13 protein-coding genes are annotated in these 16394 nt (G+C 38.8%); all 13 read right to left on the minus strand.

Annotation, left to right across the window (positions count from 1 at the left end; translation table 11 throughout):
- Positions 1 to 4 precede the first annotated feature (4 nt).
- Entirely contained in the window at positions 5 to 1222 is a 1218-nt protein-coding gene (locus AAOP42_RS06560; RefSeq protein WP_349527677.1) for an N-acetylglucosamine-6-phosphate deacetylase, read from the minus strand.
- A 33-nt stretch (positions 1223 to 1255) separates the two neighbouring features.
- On the minus strand, positions 1256 to 2092 hold the full coding sequence (locus AAOP42_RS06565) for a 3-keto-disaccharide hydrolase (RefSeq protein WP_349527678.1): 837 nt from the start codon (positions 2090 to 2092) through the stop codon (positions 1256 to 1258).
- Entirely contained in the window at positions 2071 to 3057 is a 987-nt protein-coding gene (locus AAOP42_RS06570) for a Gfo/Idh/MocA family protein (protein ID WP_349527679.1), read from the minus strand. Before AAOP42_RS06570 ends, AAOP42_RS06565 begins: the two co-directional genes overlap by 22 nt.
- A 16-nt stretch (positions 3058 to 3073) precedes the next feature.
- Positions 3074 to 4426, minus strand: a complete 1353-nt coding sequence (locus tag AAOP42_RS06575; protein ID WP_349527680.1) for a Gfo/Idh/MocA family oxidoreductase — start codon at positions 4424 to 4426, stop codon at positions 3074 to 3076.
- A 36-nt stretch (positions 4427 to 4462) separates the two neighbouring features.
- Positions 4463 to 5530, minus strand: a complete 1068-nt coding sequence (locus AAOP42_RS06580; RefSeq protein ID WP_349527681.1) for a substrate-binding domain-containing protein — start codon at positions 5528 to 5530, stop codon at positions 4463 to 4465.
- Between the two features lie 313 nt (positions 5531 to 5843).
- Positions 5844 to 7004 (minus strand): sialidase, encoded by a 1161-nt coding sequence (locus tag AAOP42_RS06585; protein ID WP_349527682.1) that lies wholly within the window; start codon positions 7002 to 7004, stop codon positions 5844 to 5846.
- Between the two features lie 9 nt (positions 7005 to 7013).
- Positions 7014 to 9524 (minus strand): DUF4962 domain-containing protein, encoded by a 2511-nt coding sequence (locus tag AAOP42_RS06590; protein WP_349527683.1) that lies wholly within the window; start codon positions 9522 to 9524, stop codon positions 7014 to 7016.
- 37 nt (positions 9525 to 9561) lie between these two features.
- Positions 9562 to 11040, minus strand: coding sequence for a sulfatase family protein (locus tag AAOP42_RS06595; protein ID WP_349527684.1), 1479 nt, complete (start codon positions 11038 to 11040; stop codon positions 9562 to 9564).
- Positions 11027 to 12223: a M14 family zinc carboxypeptidase gene (locus AAOP42_RS06600; RefSeq protein ID WP_349527685.1), complete on the minus strand. Its 1197-nt coding sequence runs from the start codon at positions 12221 to 12223 to the stop codon at positions 11027 to 11029. Before AAOP42_RS06600 ends, AAOP42_RS06595 begins: the two co-directional genes overlap by 14 nt.
- 107 nt (positions 12224 to 12330) lie before the next feature.
- Positions 12331 to 13809, minus strand: a complete 1479-nt coding sequence (locus tag AAOP42_RS06605; protein ID WP_349527686.1) for a sulfatase family protein — start codon at positions 13807 to 13809, stop codon at positions 12331 to 12333.
- 55 nt (positions 13810 to 13864) lie between these two features.
- Positions 13865 to 15556, minus strand: coding sequence for a GMC oxidoreductase (locus AAOP42_RS06610; RefSeq protein ID WP_349527687.1), 1692 nt, complete (start codon positions 15554 to 15556; stop codon positions 13865 to 13867).
- Positions 15557 to 15566: 10 nt separating this feature from the next.
- A complete protein-coding gene (locus AAOP42_RS06615) occupies positions 15567 to 16136 on the minus strand; it encodes a gluconate 2-dehydrogenase subunit 3 family protein (RefSeq protein ID WP_349527688.1) in 570 nt (189 codons plus the stop codon).
- A gap of 26 nt (positions 16137 to 16162) precedes the next feature.
- On the minus strand, positions 16163 to 16394 hold a 232-nt coding region (locus tag AAOP42_RS06620), incomplete at its 5' end, for an FG-GAP-like repeat-containing protein (protein ID WP_349527689.1).

The following is a 16394-nucleotide window of genomic DNA, read 5'->3' on the forward strand; positions in this document are numbered from 1 at the left end:
TGTTTTAGTTCTGTGTATAAACCAACTGCCCCGCTACATAAGTTTTCTGAATCACCATTGATCCGTCTTCCATGGTGAAAACTACCAAATCCGCACGTTTGCCATACTCTACCGTCCCAAGTTGGGTCAACGACATCATTTCCGCTGGATTGGTACTGGCCATTCGGATAGCATCAGAAAGGCTGCACTGGGTAAAATCCATCACCACTCCTACACATTTGCTGATGGGAGATGCTGCCCCTGCTAATACATTCTCCTTGGGTAGCTTCACTACATTGGGAGTCAACAACAAGGTACGTTCTCCCCTCACATACTCTCCCGGAGGAAGACCAGCCAAGTCCAAAGCATCAGACACCAAAATGGTTTTTTCTGCTCCTTTGGCTTTGTAAAAACTCCTCACCTCTTCTCTCGTCAGATGAAACCCGTCGGCAATAATGCTCGGTGTAATCTGATCGTTGGATAGCTGAGGCCAGATAGGATTGTGGTGTCGGTTGATCTCATTGGCACAGCCATTTCCCAGATGGGTAGCCATTTTAGCTCCTGCATCCACTGCATTTTGCACATCAATCGCTGAGCCATTGTGATGACCAAGTGCTACCACTACTCCGCTGTTCACACAATTTCGAATAAAAGGAATGGCTCCTTCCAACTCAGGTGCCAGAGTGATGAGCTTGATGCCATTGTTGGCAGCTTTCTGAATTTCCTGAAACTCCTTCCAATCAGGAGTTTTGATGAATTTTTCCAAATGAGCACCTCTGAATCCTTTTACTGGAGAAATGTACGGCCCTTCCAGATGAAAGCCAGGGATGGACTTACCGATTTCAGGATCTTTCATTGCCTCTGCCAACACCGTAAAGTTTTTCTTGGTCAAAGCGATATCGCTGGTGATGACTGTAGGAAAGTAAGTAGTAACTCCCGCTTTCCACAAAGCCTTTGTTGCTTTTCTTACTCCTTCTACAGTCAATCCAGGGCCGGAAAAATCCACACCCATATAACCGTTGATTTGTACATCAATCAAACCGGGAGCTACAAATATTTGTTTGGTATTTCCCACAGATTCAATGCGTTTTATCTCCACAATATTGCCATTGTCCATATCCAAGGAAACAGCACTACCGTCTGAATAAAGTATGCCTTCTACTGTGTCCGACTTTTTTGATTGGCTCATATCAAACCCGATAAATAGTGTTAAAATGATAACTGCCGTCAGTGTATATTTCATAAGGAATTAGTGTATTTGTTCTAAAAAGTATTCTTATGAGTTGATCTCACGAATTTTAATATTTCTAAACCATGCATCGTCTTTGTGATTTTGCAATACGATATGACCTTTTCTTTTTTTGTGAAAATCAGGAGTATCCTTGTATTTACTCAACTTAAACAGAGAATCCAGACGTTCTGAGCCAAATTCATATTCGACGACCTTCTTACCGTTCAACCAATGTTCCACATGATTGCCATCTACCAAAATTCTACTGGAGTTGTATTCACCAAGTGGCCTGACGACCGCCCCTTCGGGAGCAATCATATCATACAAACAACCCGTAAATTGAGTCGGTTTGATCTTACCGACATAAGTAGTGTCCTTATCATCCAACAACTGGTATTCGAACCCCAGAGCTGAATATTGTGAACCACTGGCCATTGACATTTCTTCCGACACATTGTACTTGAGCCCTGTGTTTCCAGCTTGGGTCAATTTCCATTCAAAATACAATTCGTAATTGTCAAATGTCTGAATGGTCATAAGGTCTCCTCCTTCTATGGGTTGACCATCCGGCAAAGAAGGCACCAATCCGCTGTTCAACTTTCTGATAGTACCTTCTTCTATTTTCCAATGTTCCTTTGGCACAGTTTCTCTGCCGAGTCCACGCCATCCGTCAAATGTTTTACCATCGAATAGCAGCTTCCAACCTGCCTTCTTTTCGGATTCAGACAGCATATTGTCCTTTACTTGTTCTTGCTCGTTGACCTCTTTCTTTTCAGCAGTGTTGCAAGCAGTCAACAGCAGTATTGCAAGTATTGCTGAAAGGAAAATCCCATTCATATTTTTGAAATCATTCATCATAATCAATAAAATACGTTCTCCCATTTATCGCTGATTGCTGAGTTGTAAAGTGCTTCCAAAATCGCAATTCCGGCAATAATGCTTTCATGGCTTCTGGGTTCTACACCTGTCTTAAACATCTCTACCATGTCAACATAGTTTTTACCTGGATCTTTTTTCTCTACTCTTGATTTCATTTCTACCACTCCTTCATCAGTTTCTACGAAGGTTTGCCAGCCGTATTTTTTATAGGTGAAAATGAGTGTCACAAGCATTCCATTTTCATAGACCAGGCTTGCACTGCTGTTTTTATTTTCCTTCACGTTTTTATTGATTCTTGCCGAAATCACTTTTTCATCAAATAAATACACTAGTGGTTCTACCAGGTGTGGCCCATAGAAATACACTCCACCGTATTCAGAATTGATATCCACTCTGCCATAGCATACTACCTGACTGATGCCATCTATTCCATTCAACTGTTCCCTGACATCAAAAGTATCATAACTGTGAGCGATGGAACTAAAGGAAGTAACAGGTGTTCCCACTTTTCTGGCCATAGCCAAAAACTCCTTTGCTTCCTTACTACTAAAACAAAATGGCTTGTCTATGAACGTTGGGATACCAGCCTCAACAAATGGTTTTGCTGCTTCCAAATGCTGATCTCCTCGCCTATGATCCACAATGAGCGCATCTATTTTTCCCATCATCTCTTTTGGGTCTTTCACCATATTAGGTATGCTTCCCTTTTCCATGGCCTTTTTAGCAAATTCTTCAGTTTCACCCCAAACATACTTTACCTCAAAGCCTGGAAATTTTTTATCCACATTAAACATGCGTCCGAAACCAACAGTATGCGAATTTTCCGCTCCAATGATTCCAATAATTTTAGGTTTATCCTTTTTCATATTCATGGTATTAGAAAACAAACTGGAAGGAGCTGCCAACGCAATAGTTGACAGTGCCGCACCCTTTGAGACTTTTTCTATAAATTTTCTTCTGGAATTCATGCTTTTCATTTGACATTTATAATTTCATTTCCCAACCTTTTTCATAGGCACGGCTCCAGTATTTCTGGGCATCTTTATCCTGAAGGATGTGTCCGTTTTTCGAATCTATATTCAATGACCTGCCTACCCTTTGGGAGATATTTCCTAGTTGTACCAGTAAAGTACTCTTGTGACCAGAATCCACATCTGAATTGAGAGATTTGCCATTGTAAATGCCATCAAGCATGTTTTGGATATGCAATGCGTCCAACTGCTCGGCAGGATTGGTAGCATTTCTCGGGTCGATTTTTATATCATCTTTCACTTCTTTCACCACTTTTCCTTTCAGGTCAAAAATGGTGTAACTGTTACCTCCCGGAATCAGCATACTTCCGTTTTCCCCATAAAAAACCACACCTACTGCACTGCCTTCAATAGGTTTTCCATTACAACTTCTTCCTTCCCACGACATAGACACTCCTTTATCAAAATCCAGATTGATGACTTGTGTATCGGGTGTTTCCCAATCGTCCTGATAGCGGAAACGGCCACCATTGGAACTGACCTTTGATGGGTAGTCCACCTCCATGCCCCACCTCAATAGGTCTATCATGTGTGTACCGTTGTTCAATGCCTCACCCGTCCCCCAATGCCAGTGCCAATGCCAGTTGTAATGAATCAGGTTGTCTTTGAAATCTTTTCTGGGTGCAGGCCCCTGCCACAAGTCCCAATTCAACCAATCGGGAGCTGCTGTGTTTTTCCCTATACCTATGGATTGCCTGTTGTTAGAATACCACCCTTTACCAAAATACACTCTACCTATTTCACCACTCTTCAGGGCATTAATTCCTTCAACTACGTTTGGCCAGGAACGCCTCTGGTTTCCCATTTGAACTACCTTACCATATTTTTTAGCGGCTTCAACCAAGATTTCTCCTTCTTTAGGATTATGACTACAGGGTTTCTCTACATATACATGTTTACCAGCCTCTAGTGCCAGCAATGAAGCCGGAGCGTGCCAATGATCCGGTGCAGCTATCACCATGGCATCTACATCTTTACTCTCTAAAGACTTCCGAAAGTCAACAAAACTTTCAGCCGTTATAGTTTGTCTATCCTTGATAGCTTCCAGGCAGTTTACAATTGCACGGCTGTCAACATCGCACACATGAATCACATCGCAATTATGTTGCTGAGCGAAGTTCTGTGCCAAAGCTTTACCACGACTATTCACTCCCATCATGGATACTTTCAATTTGTCATTTGCTCCCAAAATACGGGCATAACTCTTTGGAGAAAACCGGGGTAATATACCCCCTGCTACCAGCAGAGCAGATCCGGCTGCTGTTTTTTTTATAAAATCTCTTCTGGTTTTCGTATTGACCTTCATTTTATACGTTTTTATTTTCTGATAATTTATAGTTGACTATTGTGAATTGAGATAGAAATCAATATTTTCTTTGATAATAATATCCAGAGGCACAAACTGGATCTCAGCAGGTGGTTTTTTATAAACAAAGTAATCAAACAAGCTTTGAACAGCCCTTGTACCCTGAAAAACAGGGCTCTGTGAAATGAGAAAATCGATCCCTCCACTTTTCATTTCTGTTATGTTCTTTTCAACCAAATCAAAGCCTACCAGCTTGATATCCAACTCATGTGTTTTATGAAATTCAGAAATGAGGTGCGCTCTTGAATTGGTTACAAACACTCCTTTCACTACAGTATTTTTAATGTAATACTTCGTTAACTCCTTTATGACATCTACTTCTTCTGTTGAAGGAATTGTAAGGGAATTTATATTCCAATCAACGTTATCATCCTGTGACTCAAAAAAATCACGAAACCCTTCTTCTACAATTCCAATATGAGCACTGTTCTTTACTCCCTTGGCCATATTCACAATAAGGATATCGTCTTTCTCTCGGAGAAGTGAGTGCAACAACTTACCAGCAATAAATCCGCTACGTTTAGAATCCGGCCCTATATAACTTAGAGGTTTCTTGTCTGGAATTTTAGCATCAATGAAAATATATGGGATATTTTTCTCCTCCAATATTTCAACAAAGACCTTACTTTCTTTTTCGAAAAGGGGAGCCAAGATTACTCCGTCAGGATTCTTATCAGCAATCACCTGAGCATGCGCCACAAAGCTGGACTCATCGAACAAGCTGTATTCATGAGAATCCAAAACAATCCCAAAGTCCCGATAAGTATTGGCTACTTGTTCGATCCCTTTTTTTGGAAGGTTCCAGTAATTCCCACTATTTTTAGCTTCAGGAAAAAGACTACAAACCCTAAACTGTTTTCCCAAAGCCAAAGTCCTTGCGAGTAGGTTTGGATTGAAATCCAGAAGCTTTATTGCCTCCTCTATTTTCTTCTTTTTCAGAGGAGAAACCTTACCCCTGTTGTGTATTACCCTGTCTATCGTACCAACTGAAACGTTGGCATAATTGGCAATGTCTTGTATGGTAGTTTTTTTTCTATTACTCATCTTCACAACCCCAAATTTTAAAGCACATTAAAATGTGTGGGCACACAAATGTATAATATATATCTGTTAAAACAATCAAAAAAGAATATAATTGATAAGTAAAAGACAGGTTATCGTCACAAATTAAATTATTATGTGTGGGTACACAAAATGGTAATTACATAAGACAAAAAATATTTAAACAACTTTAAATCAGATATATTAAGTATTATTATATAAATAATTACTTAACGTTCTTTTTGTGAAAAATAAATTAAAAAAAACCTCCTAATTAAAAGACAGAATTCAGGCTATACTAAAACGTATAACCTTTTCATAAATCAAGTTTTAAAAAGTAAGAAAAAAACTGATAAATCTGCTCATTGGATTCTTCAGTTGGTCCATGCAAAGGACGGTTTGTCATACCTACTCGATTATCGAATCCAAGCAATTTATTGACATCAATACTGTGATTCAATGCTCTCCATCGTTCAGGTGGATCTTCAGAACCTCCTGAAACCAAAAATGGTCTTGGTGCCATTAACGCATGCAAATCGGTTAAGTCATACTCCATTTTCACCAATTCCGGGTATAACCCATTTGCAGGATTACTTTCGGTGATCATACCCCTCTCTCTCCAGGGCTTGGGATGATAACCTAGATACCAAGGTTCCCAGTAATTTACTGATGGACGGGATTCATCGAACACAATCCCAGGGTCGGACCAAACAGCACACGCAAATTTTTCATACAAGCAGGAAGAGAACATTGCCCATTTTCCACCAAACGAATGCCCCACAATACCAATTCGTGTTGAATCAACATTTTTAACTTTAGATAATGCATTCCATGCATTAGCAGCAGCATATGCTAACATTGATAGTGGTTGAACAGCCACACTATCAATACTAGGATAAAATAAAGAATAGTTCTTTTGCTTTGTAGCTTCAGTTGTACCAACAGACAATGTAACAAAACCTCGTTTGGCAAGTTGATATGCGAAATCCCGATATGGCTTTCCTCCGATTCCGATAGCAGTTTCCGGCTCATAAAATAGCGTCATAACAGCTGGACTAACTCCCTTTTTATCAGGAATCAATAAATAGCCTTCCGTTTTTTCGTCTGGCGTCCAATAGAATTTTACCCGATGCTGGATAAAGTTATCTCGATGAATGGTGTCTAAAAATTCAAATGTTTGTTCCGTAAGCACTTCCGGCCAATTACCCATCATGCCATTCCAACGGGTTAGAATCTCTTTACGCCTTTTTTGCCAGTCTTCAACCGTTCCTACAGAGTCTCCATTATAAAATAATAATGGAGAACGATTATCGGAATAATCATTACTGAATTTTTCTGGTGGAGAAAAAAAAGGAGCAATTTTTCCCCATTCTTCAATTCTATTTTGGTTTGGATAATTGGTGTTCTCTCTCCTTTTAGCACAAAATAAAAAAAGTATAAATATGAGCAAAAATCCGGCAAGAGTATAAATTTTCATACATTAAATTTAATCAACATGTTCAATAATTAATTTGGTGCTTTCTTCTTTTCCATCAGCTCTGGTAATACCTCCCTTCTCTCCTTCACCAAACCATGCCAATACTTTTTTGTCCCCTATCTGAAAACCTCGAGCTGTATCATAATCAAGTCGCTTTACCTGACGGGGTGCTTCGTTGGCCCGCCTGGGAACAATCAGGGTCAAAAAATGTATTTCCTCCCTTTCACCTATATTGGTTCCTGAAAAATGCCATTGTTTAGGTTTCCCGGTATCACTTTCACCCGGATCTACTGTGAACTTATCAGTTTGATTAAAATCCAAGGCTTCCGATGATATTAGGTACACATCCAAAGCCGCATTGCCTTTTTGGACTAACAACCGTTGGTTGATGGTATCCATTTTCATCTTTTCCAGGGAGTGTAGCAAATAGTCAAACGTAGCTGGGGATCCTGTCTTGATATAATCCTGTATAACAATCCACGGTTTTTCCTTGGTATGATTGAACACAACTGTCCTACGCATCAGATGGGTTTTTGTGTTGGAATCTGGCAAAGGCCCGTCCATATTTTCTTTCCACAAACCGATTACCTTATCGCTGATAGGTAGATTATATCCCTTGGCGCACTCTCCGGTTACAATGGTAAGCCCATCTGCATATTCGTATTTCTCGATAGTACCACCTGCCTCCATGGACTGGACATGTTGTCCTTTGCCATTGACTAATATGGCATTGTGTGCTTTTGTTTGACGGCTCCATAAAAAATGATGCGGGCTGCCATACCACGGATAATACCCTGAATCAATAAAAAGGGATTCACCATAAGCATTGAGTTGAAAGCTATTTTGATCAGCATGGCTGTGACTGAAAGAACCATAGGGACTGGATTTAAAAAGCATCCACACATCGTTATCGGCATTTCCCATGTCTGAGTGCATAGCTACCCAACCAATATCTTTAAAAAGCCTGGATGGTGGCAATATCGAGGGGTTTGTTGGCTTAAGATCTCCGGAATTTGGCGTAAGCAAGCTTACTACATCTTCCATATAATATCCTTGCCACAAATGTGCTTTTGAGAAAACTGGTGCGTTTTGGTCTTTTTTATTTTTATTGGAGTTGATATTCTCGGCATACCACAACAATACAGGGTCTTCGTAGGCTTCTGCATACCTCCTTGTCAACAATATGTCTTTGGGGCTGTGTGAGTCTTCTCCTCCGTCCCCAAACCCACCTCGTTTGGCGTAGGGTGGGTGGCAATAAACTCCAAAATAGCCATTGTTTCTGAAAAAGGGCTTGTTGTATAAATTGACATTGGTGCACAGGCTCAGTGCTTCAACAAAATTTGTTTGGTACAGGTTGTAAGTGCTAGAGTAGGCAAGCCCTTGTGACCATCCTCCATCATCTCCTCCCCATGTTGGAAAAGACGTTATGTAGCACTTTATTACATATTCCAGCCATTTTTCGGCATCCGGTAAATCACCCAAAGTCGCAAGTCCTGCTAACCCCGTAAAAGCAAGTGACCTTACAGTATGGTTATCCCAGGGTTCTGACAGGAAATTATGTTCCTCGTATCGTTTCAACATTTGATTGCCTCTGGCACGAATACTTGATAGCACTACCTCTTTTTCATCTTTGCTCAACTCTTCTCCTATCCAATCATAGACCATAGCCATTCGTTCCAGCATTGGCATGCTTGCCTCTGTATTTCCAACAAAACCACTTGCCTGGGGTACTCTGAAGGAAGTAATTCCATCAGGGTTCCAACTGGCAAAATGCATCAACCATTGCTTTGCACCTTCGAGGTACTTTTGCTCCTTGGTGATGCTCCATATCAATCCCATTCTCACCATATTAGCCGTTCCTATTTTAGCTGGCCTATATATTCTACGCCATTCAGACACTTCAAATACACTATCCTTATAGGGGGCCGGTTCCGGAGGCAAAGAAAGGGACATAGATGAGTCGGCAAGAGAACGACACAACTCCCATAACGGAGCTTTATCATTCATAACGGTTTCTTTCAGATCAGTAAGGACTTGGGGTGTGAGAAAAAGTCTTGGATGGATTCCTTCTACTTGTTTGGAAAGGTCTGCCATGTCAGGCATTGGTAAAGTTGGAAGGCCTTTTTTCAGGTTAAATGTTCTTAGTTTGGAACGCCCCACGGCATTGCCAATCGAATCTTTATACACTACAAGCCAGCTGTACAAACCCGAATTGAGTACATCAGGCAAGGCAGTAACTGTATTTGTCAGTCCTTCATATTTAGTTTGTATGGTTTTATTTCCTTTTCCTTCAAATAGTACAAAGTCATAACTTGTCGCTTTTTGATGTTTTGTCCATGTGAATCCCGGAGGGTTCACCTGAAGTTGCATTTCATCTTCAGGATAGTACCATAAAAACTGACCTTCAGGTTCTGTTTCGGTTACCTCTAAAGAAAGGTAAGTAAGGCTCTGATCTTCCGAGCAACTGCACAGAATCGTAAACACCAAACAGGTTGATAAGATAGATAGTGAAGTTTTCATTGATATTAGTTCTTAGTGTTAAAAAGGTTCATTTTGTTTAATGCAAATTTGGGATATATGCCTTATTCCTTCTGGTTGATTCTATTTCATGAAAATCATCTCCAACCTTTAATAGGTATTCCTTTAGTTTTAACTTCAACCTGTTGAGTTCAGCTCTATTATTGTTTTGGTGGATTAAGTTTTTAGTTTCGTTAGGGTCAGCTTGAAGGTCAAATAGTATTTCAGGATTCTTACCCATATTGTAAGCTATATACTTATATCTTCCATCCGTAATCATTCTTGCCTTTGCTGATTCATACTTTAACAATCTATCTAAGTCCGCACCTTCAGGAACTTCATCTGTACCCAGCCCTTGTAAACTGAGGTCTAGTTCGCTAACCAAATATTTCCTCGCTGTAGTTTTATCCAAATCAGTTGTTGGAGCTTTCAAACTTTCTCCCGGATATGATTCATCCTCAATTCCGGCATAATCCAATACCGTAGGCAACAAATCAATCCCTACATTGACTAATCCATCGCATAACTTCCCTTTAACCCCACCTGGGGCTTTTATGATGAAAGGAACACGGATGATCTCATCATAAAAAGCCAGTTTTTGGTTCCACCCATGCTCACCTATTCCATCTCCGTGATCCGAAGTGAAAATTACTACAGTATTATCATCTAACTGTTGGTCTTTCAAAGTTTTTAGAATATTACCAATTCTATTATCTACGCACTGAACCAGTTGGGAATAACCATATCTATAGGTCTTCCAATCTTCGGACGACCAGCTACCTGTAGGACGAATGGATACGTAATTTTTTCCTGGCAATGGTTTTTGATTCTCCATTACTTCAGGGAGTATATTAGGATCAACTAGTGAGCTCGGATAAGGTATATTTTTATTATCTGGAACAACAAAATCAGGTGTACACTTACCTTTTTCGAAGGTATTTCTTGTTTCCCATCCTCCTATTTTTCGGGCTAGTTCACAACAATCATGTGGGTTCATGAAAGATGCTATTAAAAAAAATGGATATTCATGATTCCTTTTTAAAAACTCAATAGTTTGATTTTCCAGCAATCCATCATCACCATTCTGATAATTATCAAACCCACTCCATTCCAAAACTTCTTTATTTTTAACTATACGGGTATTCCCAACATGCCATTTACCAATATATTCAGTCTGATACCCCTTATCTTTCAGAATAGTACCCAAGGATTTGTATCTGGTCACCTGGTCATAACTTTTGAAGGGATATTGCCCTGTGAGGAAGGATGCTCTCGTTGGACTACATAAAGGAAATGAAGTATATGCATTGATAAACTTCACTCCGTCAGTAGCCAATTGATCCATAGCTGGCGTTTTTACCCATGAGCAACCAGAGTTGCCCATCACCTCTGCAGATAGTTGATCGACTATAATTAAAAGAATATTTGGCTGTTGATTTTTAGTATTTATGTGATTTTCACATCCACTGAAAATACAAAGAAGAAAGCCGTAAAGAATACAAGTTTTAATCAAATTCATTTTTAGCTGAAATAGATTGAAGGTATTCCTTGATAGAATAAGCCACAGTTTTACCAAATCCCCTGCCACCATCAGCGGAAAAAGTTGCTCCTGATACATTAGCGAATGGTATTTCAAGGGTGGTGGACATTAAAACCCCATTAAGAGTCAATCCCCATTCCATAAATGAAAGACCTTGCGAATAGTTTTTATTTGTATTCCATGATACACCAAATGGCATAAAATTTTTATGATAATATTTTAAATCTTCCCATGCATTCTTTTCCAGGAGATGAGAAAATTTCATTTGTTCCTTTTCGAATTGTGAATACTCTACTCCAACCATGTAAATGGTCTCATTATCCCCACCCAGCACCCAGGGGCTATGTATATCCAATGTCATAACTATTTTACCATCTCCCCACTCAGGAATTTGATTTCGAATAGTAGCAGTGGTTTGATACAATGAGACAGAATCATAGTCCCGGTTATGATCACGAGGAGCACGGTATTTTCCCTGTTCTCCATTTTCAACTCCATCCTTGTCCATGAAAGGAAGAATAAGGAACTCCACATTTTCACGTAGGTATTCAAGATTCTTCTCATTGAGAACACTCTCAATTATACCCTCTAAAACAAAGCTGGCACTAGATTCACAGGCGTGATGACGAGCAGTAATAACTACCCGCTGTTTTGGCTCATCTCCTGAAGGAGAAATAAGAATTTTTTCTACTTTTCTACCTTCATCAGTCAAACAAAGTGTACTTTTTTCGATCAGATCAGGATTCTTAACATTACTCAAAAACTCATTGAAATTTTTCTCGGTATAAGGAATAGAAACACTGAAATAGGCTATTGTATCTTCTTCGTTAAAACTATAAGTAAAGCTATTATTTGTTATTCTGCTTTCACCATACCATTTCCAAGTCCTGTCATTATTAATGCTATAAGCAGGTCCATATTTGGTAAACACATTATTTTGTTCAAATTTGAAGGTGACTCGCTTACCTGAAATATTTAGTGTTTTGAAATACCAATGAAACCATTCCCGTTCATTTAAGGATAGGTCTGGTTTAATATAAGCGGTATCCTGAGTTATTTTTGATATAATAATATTGCCTCCTGGGAAATCTGATTCAATTTTAATTTCTTGTCCGAAAGCAAAATTCCCAATCAAGCTAAGGACTAAAAATACCTTTTTCATTTTGACTATATAAATTAATTATTGGCTTTATCATCTTGTTTTTTTACAAGTATATCTGTACACCTTTTTTTGTTCATTGTATGTAATATTGTTGTCAGATATATAATCTAATATTGACCATAGTGTTTATAGTCTGTTCCTTTGTGCTTTATCGTCTCTTTAAGTGGTATCTTCATTCCCCCTGTTTCTTCCAACCAATCATATAGTTCTATTAAGTGTTGTTTTATCAGGGGCTGCAATTCTTCTTTAGTAATTAGATTATACATTTCATTGGGATCATCTTTTATACTAAAAAATTCATTTTGATCCCAGATGCCATAATACATGATATATTTTGTTGTATCTGTCCTGAGTCCAAACATCGTTGGTGTCATTGGATAATCATATTCCCAGAAGTATTCATAAAAAATCTTATCACGCCATCCTTCCATATTCCCTTTAAGTAATGGGATAAACGATAGCCCATTCATGTGCTCTGGCTTTGAGATTCCAGCCACTTCCAGAATTGTAGGAGCGATATCAATATTTTGCACCAATTTATCTACAACTCTCCCACCTTCGAAAACCTCAGGACATCTAACCAAAAGTGGCACTTTTCCTGATTCTTCATAGAAATGGCGTTTGTCCATCAAGCCATGTTCTCCAAATGACCAACCGTTATCGCCCATATAAATAACTAAAGTAGAGTCATCAATTCCTTCTTCTTCTAAGTAATTGAGAACTGATCCGATACTCTCATCTACTCCAAGTAAAGTCTCACAATATGCTTGAACTACTGGTTCAATACCATCTGATAATTTGTCATGCAAAAAGTAATCAACTCCATGCCAACTTACACGTTGCTCTTTGACCCAATCAGGCCAATCAAGTGACCTCCATTCTTCTGTTTTTGTTTGAGAATAGGTGTCTGGAAAAGAAAACTTCTTTCCGGCATACCTTCCTATATGACGTTTAGCAGGGTGAAACGAGCCATGTACGGCTTTATGAGAGAGGTACAAAAAAAATGGTTTTTTCTTATCCCGTTCTGCAAGCCAGTCAATAGCATGCTCTGTCAACAAATCAGTTATATAGGTGGAATCATTATATTCTACTCTCTGTCCATTGATATTTAATGTAGGATTATAATAATCTCCCTGCCCCTTAAAACTTTCCCAATGGTCAAAACCAGGACGGGGACTGTCAGAATTTGAACCCATATGCCATTTTCCAAGAAATGCTGTCTGGTATCCATTATCCTGTAAATATTCCGGAAAATAAGTGAGATTTTCAGGTACAGGTGCATGGTTGTCAACTACATTGTGTATATGTGAGTACATGCCTGTTAATATTGTTGCTCGACTAGGTGAGCAAAGCGAAGTTGTAACAAAAGCATTTTTAAAATAAGCACCTTCTTCCGCCATTTTATCCATATTAGGTGTTTCTAACCACGGTATTTTACCTGTAAATCCCATATAATCGTACCGATGATCGTCACTAAGGATGAAAATTACATTGCGCCTTAGGTTTTTATCTTTTTTTTGAGCAATTCCTGGCCTTATTGCAAAAAACAATAGAACCAAACAAATATCTAAAATTCTAATTTTCATGATTATATACTCTTATAATGATAAAAAATATTGTTTTCTTTGAAATAGGAAACTGTCATATTACTCCTTTTCTCATTTGTTTCACGGCATAATCACATGCCCTTGCTGTCAAAGCCATGTAAGTTAATGATGGGCTCATATTGCCTGAAGACGTCATACATGCACCGTCTGTCACAAAAAGATTTGGAATATCATGGCATTGGTTATACCTGTTAAGCACTGATGTTTTAGAGTCTAGTCCCATCCTTGCAGTCCCCATTTCATGTATGGAACTTCCTTGCAAAGGTGTATCTTCATAAACCTTTATATCTTTGAGACCGATTACTTCTAACATTTCTCCTAACTGCTCTTTCATGTCTTTTCTCATTTCTATTTCGTTCTCTCCAAATTCAGCATCAATTTTTAATAATGGTATCCCCCACTTATCAGTACGCTTAATATCTAATTCAACTTTATTGTTATAGTTTGGAAGACATTCTCCGTAGGCAGTTAATTTCACCTTCCATGGACCAGGTACAGTTAAAGATTCTTTAAAGTCATTTCCTATTCCAATTTTAGATGTATCTATTCCTTTGCGAGAGGCAGAACCCCATACTCCATACCCCCTCAAAAAATCCATTTCCTGCCCATTTACATTTCTAAATCGAGGTATTGCTACCGAAGTTGGCCTAAATCCTTTATATATTTTGTCTTCATACCCTTCCAAAGTACCTTTAGAAGAAATATCTTGGTGATGATCCATTAAATAATGTCCCAAAACCCCACTTGAATTACCAAGCCCATCTGAAAATCTGGGAGTTTTAGAGTTTAATAAAAGACCTGTTGAAGCCAATGTTGAAGCACAAAGGAAAATTACTCTTGCAAAGTATTCTGTTGTTTCATTAGTATTTGCATCAATTACCCTTACACCGGTGGCTTTGTCTTTCTGCTCATCATAAATCACAGATTCAACAATAGCATAAGACTTCAGTGTTAAGTGACCTGTATCGTATGCTGCTGGAAGTGTAGAACTATTGCTGCTAAAGTAAGCCCCGAAAGGACATCCCGTATTACATACATTTCGGGTTTGACATTGAGACCTTCCCTTGAACTGCCCTGGTGCTACTTGAGTAAGGTGAGCTGCCCTGTTAGGTACTAGCTTGCGATCGGGATAATGAGATTCCAATCTCTGTTTAATTACTTTTTCGGCATGATTCAGTTCAAATGGGGGAAGAAAATGTCCATCTGGAAATTGAAATATATTCTCTATTGAACCACATACACCTATGAATTTTTCAACATAATCATACCATGGCGCCAAATCCTTATATCGGATAGGCCAATCCACTCCAATTCCATCTTTGAGATTGGCTTCAAACTCCAGATCACTGAACCTATAGGCTCCCCGTCCCCAGATCAATGAACGTCCACCTGTTTGATATCCTCTGAACCACCTATAAGGCTTTTCTTTTGAATGTAAATAAGGATGCTCTTTGTCATTGACAAAAAAATGTTTATTGGCAGGGCTAAAATTATATACCTTTTGTTGAACATAATACTGTTCCTTTTCTTCCTGAGTAATATACAGACGGTGTTTATAATCCCATGGAGCTTTGAATGTAGTAGGATAACCTTCCACATGCTTTACATCACGCCCACGTTCAAGCACAAGCGTTTTCAATCCCTTCTCTGTAAGTTCTTTTGCCGCCCATCCTCCCGTAATTCCAGAACCTACTACTATTGCATCGTATGTATTATTATCTTTCATTTGATAATCATTAATTGCCCACCATCCTTTTACTTCCTTCTCTTAAGTCAATATCAGCTTGATAAGACCCAGGTATGGGCACATATTCCAAATTTTGTTTGACACCCTTCTCCGATGAGAAATAAGTTTTAAGTGTCAATTGTTTGAATGTGTAATAAAAGGGTACTTTATCCTGATACACTTTACCCATTATTCCTTCATCGACTTTTTTAAGGTAATTATGACGATCTTTCCCACTAAGTTGCACAAATGATTTCCCTGTAACATTTTTACTCTCGTTATCAAATTCTGACAACCCATTCAAAAATGCTTGCTTCACTTGTTCATCAAAAACGTCTTGTAGCAAAAGATCAATAAATTCATTCACCTGAACATCCGATGCACTCACAGTTTCTGTTCTTGGTATAATAGTATCTGCAATGGCTACAACAAGGTTGTTTTGATCTGCTGACAGCACCAGTAAATCTTTTACTCCTTGTGTCTTTTGCTTACAAGATTGTAAAGCACTCAATATACTTGGTGCAAAAATGGCGGATGTCAACATCCACGTCGTTTTTTCTAGTGCTGCTCTTCTATTCATTACACTAACGCTATTTATTCGATCTATTAATTAGTTTTGTTTTCAAAAAAATCGCCATGTTCTCTTCCTTCGTTGGCATTATCTGGCCAGAGGTTCCATACTTTGGAATAGATATCTAAATCTCCATCTCCGTCCACATCCCCTACAAGTGCATCATGACCACCCAACTTGCCATCGTAGATGACCTTTTCTATAAATTTAACTTCTGAGCCAAAACTTACATTTTCCCAAATATACCAGCGGGGAAAGGCTCCTTCC

The sequence above is a fragment of the Reichenbachiella sp. MALMAid0571 genome, assembly GCF_040151475.1.
Classification (GTDB): Bacteria; Bacteroidota; Bacteroidia; order Cytophagales; family Cyclobacteriaceae; genus CAXBNB01.

Bases quoted from the DNA above. Each gene is read 5' to 3' on its own strand.
- AAOP42_RS06560 (WP_349527677.1), bottom strand. From the start codon at position 1,222: ATGAAATATACACTGACGGCAGTTATCATTTTAACACTATTTATCGGG.
- AAOP42_RS06565 (WP_349527678.1), bottom strand. From the start codon at position 2,092: ATGGGAGAACGTATTTTATTGATTATGATGAATGATTTCAAAAATATG.
- AAOP42_RS06570 (WP_349527679.1), bottom strand. From the start codon at position 3,057: ATGAATTCCAGAAGAAAATTTATAGAAAAAGTCTCAAAGGGTGCGGCA.
- AAOP42_RS06575 (WP_349527680.1), bottom strand. From the start codon at position 4,426: ATGAAGGTCAATACGAAAACCAGAAGAGATTTTATAAAAAAAACAGCA.
- AAOP42_RS06580 (WP_349527681.1), bottom strand. From the start codon at position 5,530: ATGAGTAATAGAAAAAAAACTACCATACAAGACATTGCCAATTATGCC.
- AAOP42_RS06585 (WP_349527682.1), bottom strand. From the start codon at position 7,004: ATGAAAATTTATACTCTTGCCGGATTTTTGCTCATATTTATACTTTTT.
- AAOP42_RS06590 (WP_349527683.1), bottom strand. From the start codon at position 9,524: ATGAAAACTTCACTATCTATCTTATCAACCTGTTTGGTGTTTACGATT.
- AAOP42_RS06595 (WP_349527684.1), bottom strand. From the start codon at position 11,040: ATGAATTTGATTAAAACTTGTATTCTTTACGGCTTTCTTCTTTGTATT.
- AAOP42_RS06600 (WP_349527685.1), bottom strand. From the start codon at position 12,223: ATGAAAAAGGTATTTTTAGTCCTTAGCTTGATTGGGAATTTTGCTTTC.
- AAOP42_RS06605 (WP_349527686.1), bottom strand. From the start codon at position 13,809: ATGAAAATTAGAATTTTAGATATTTGTTTGGTTCTATTGTTTTTTGCA.
- AAOP42_RS06610 (WP_349527687.1), bottom strand. From the start codon at position 15,556: ATGAAAGATAATAATACATACGATGCAATAGTAGTAGGTTCTGGAATT.
- AAOP42_RS06615 (WP_349527688.1), bottom strand. From the start codon at position 16,136: ATGAATAGAAGAGCAGCACTAGAAAAAACGACGTGGATGTTGACATCC.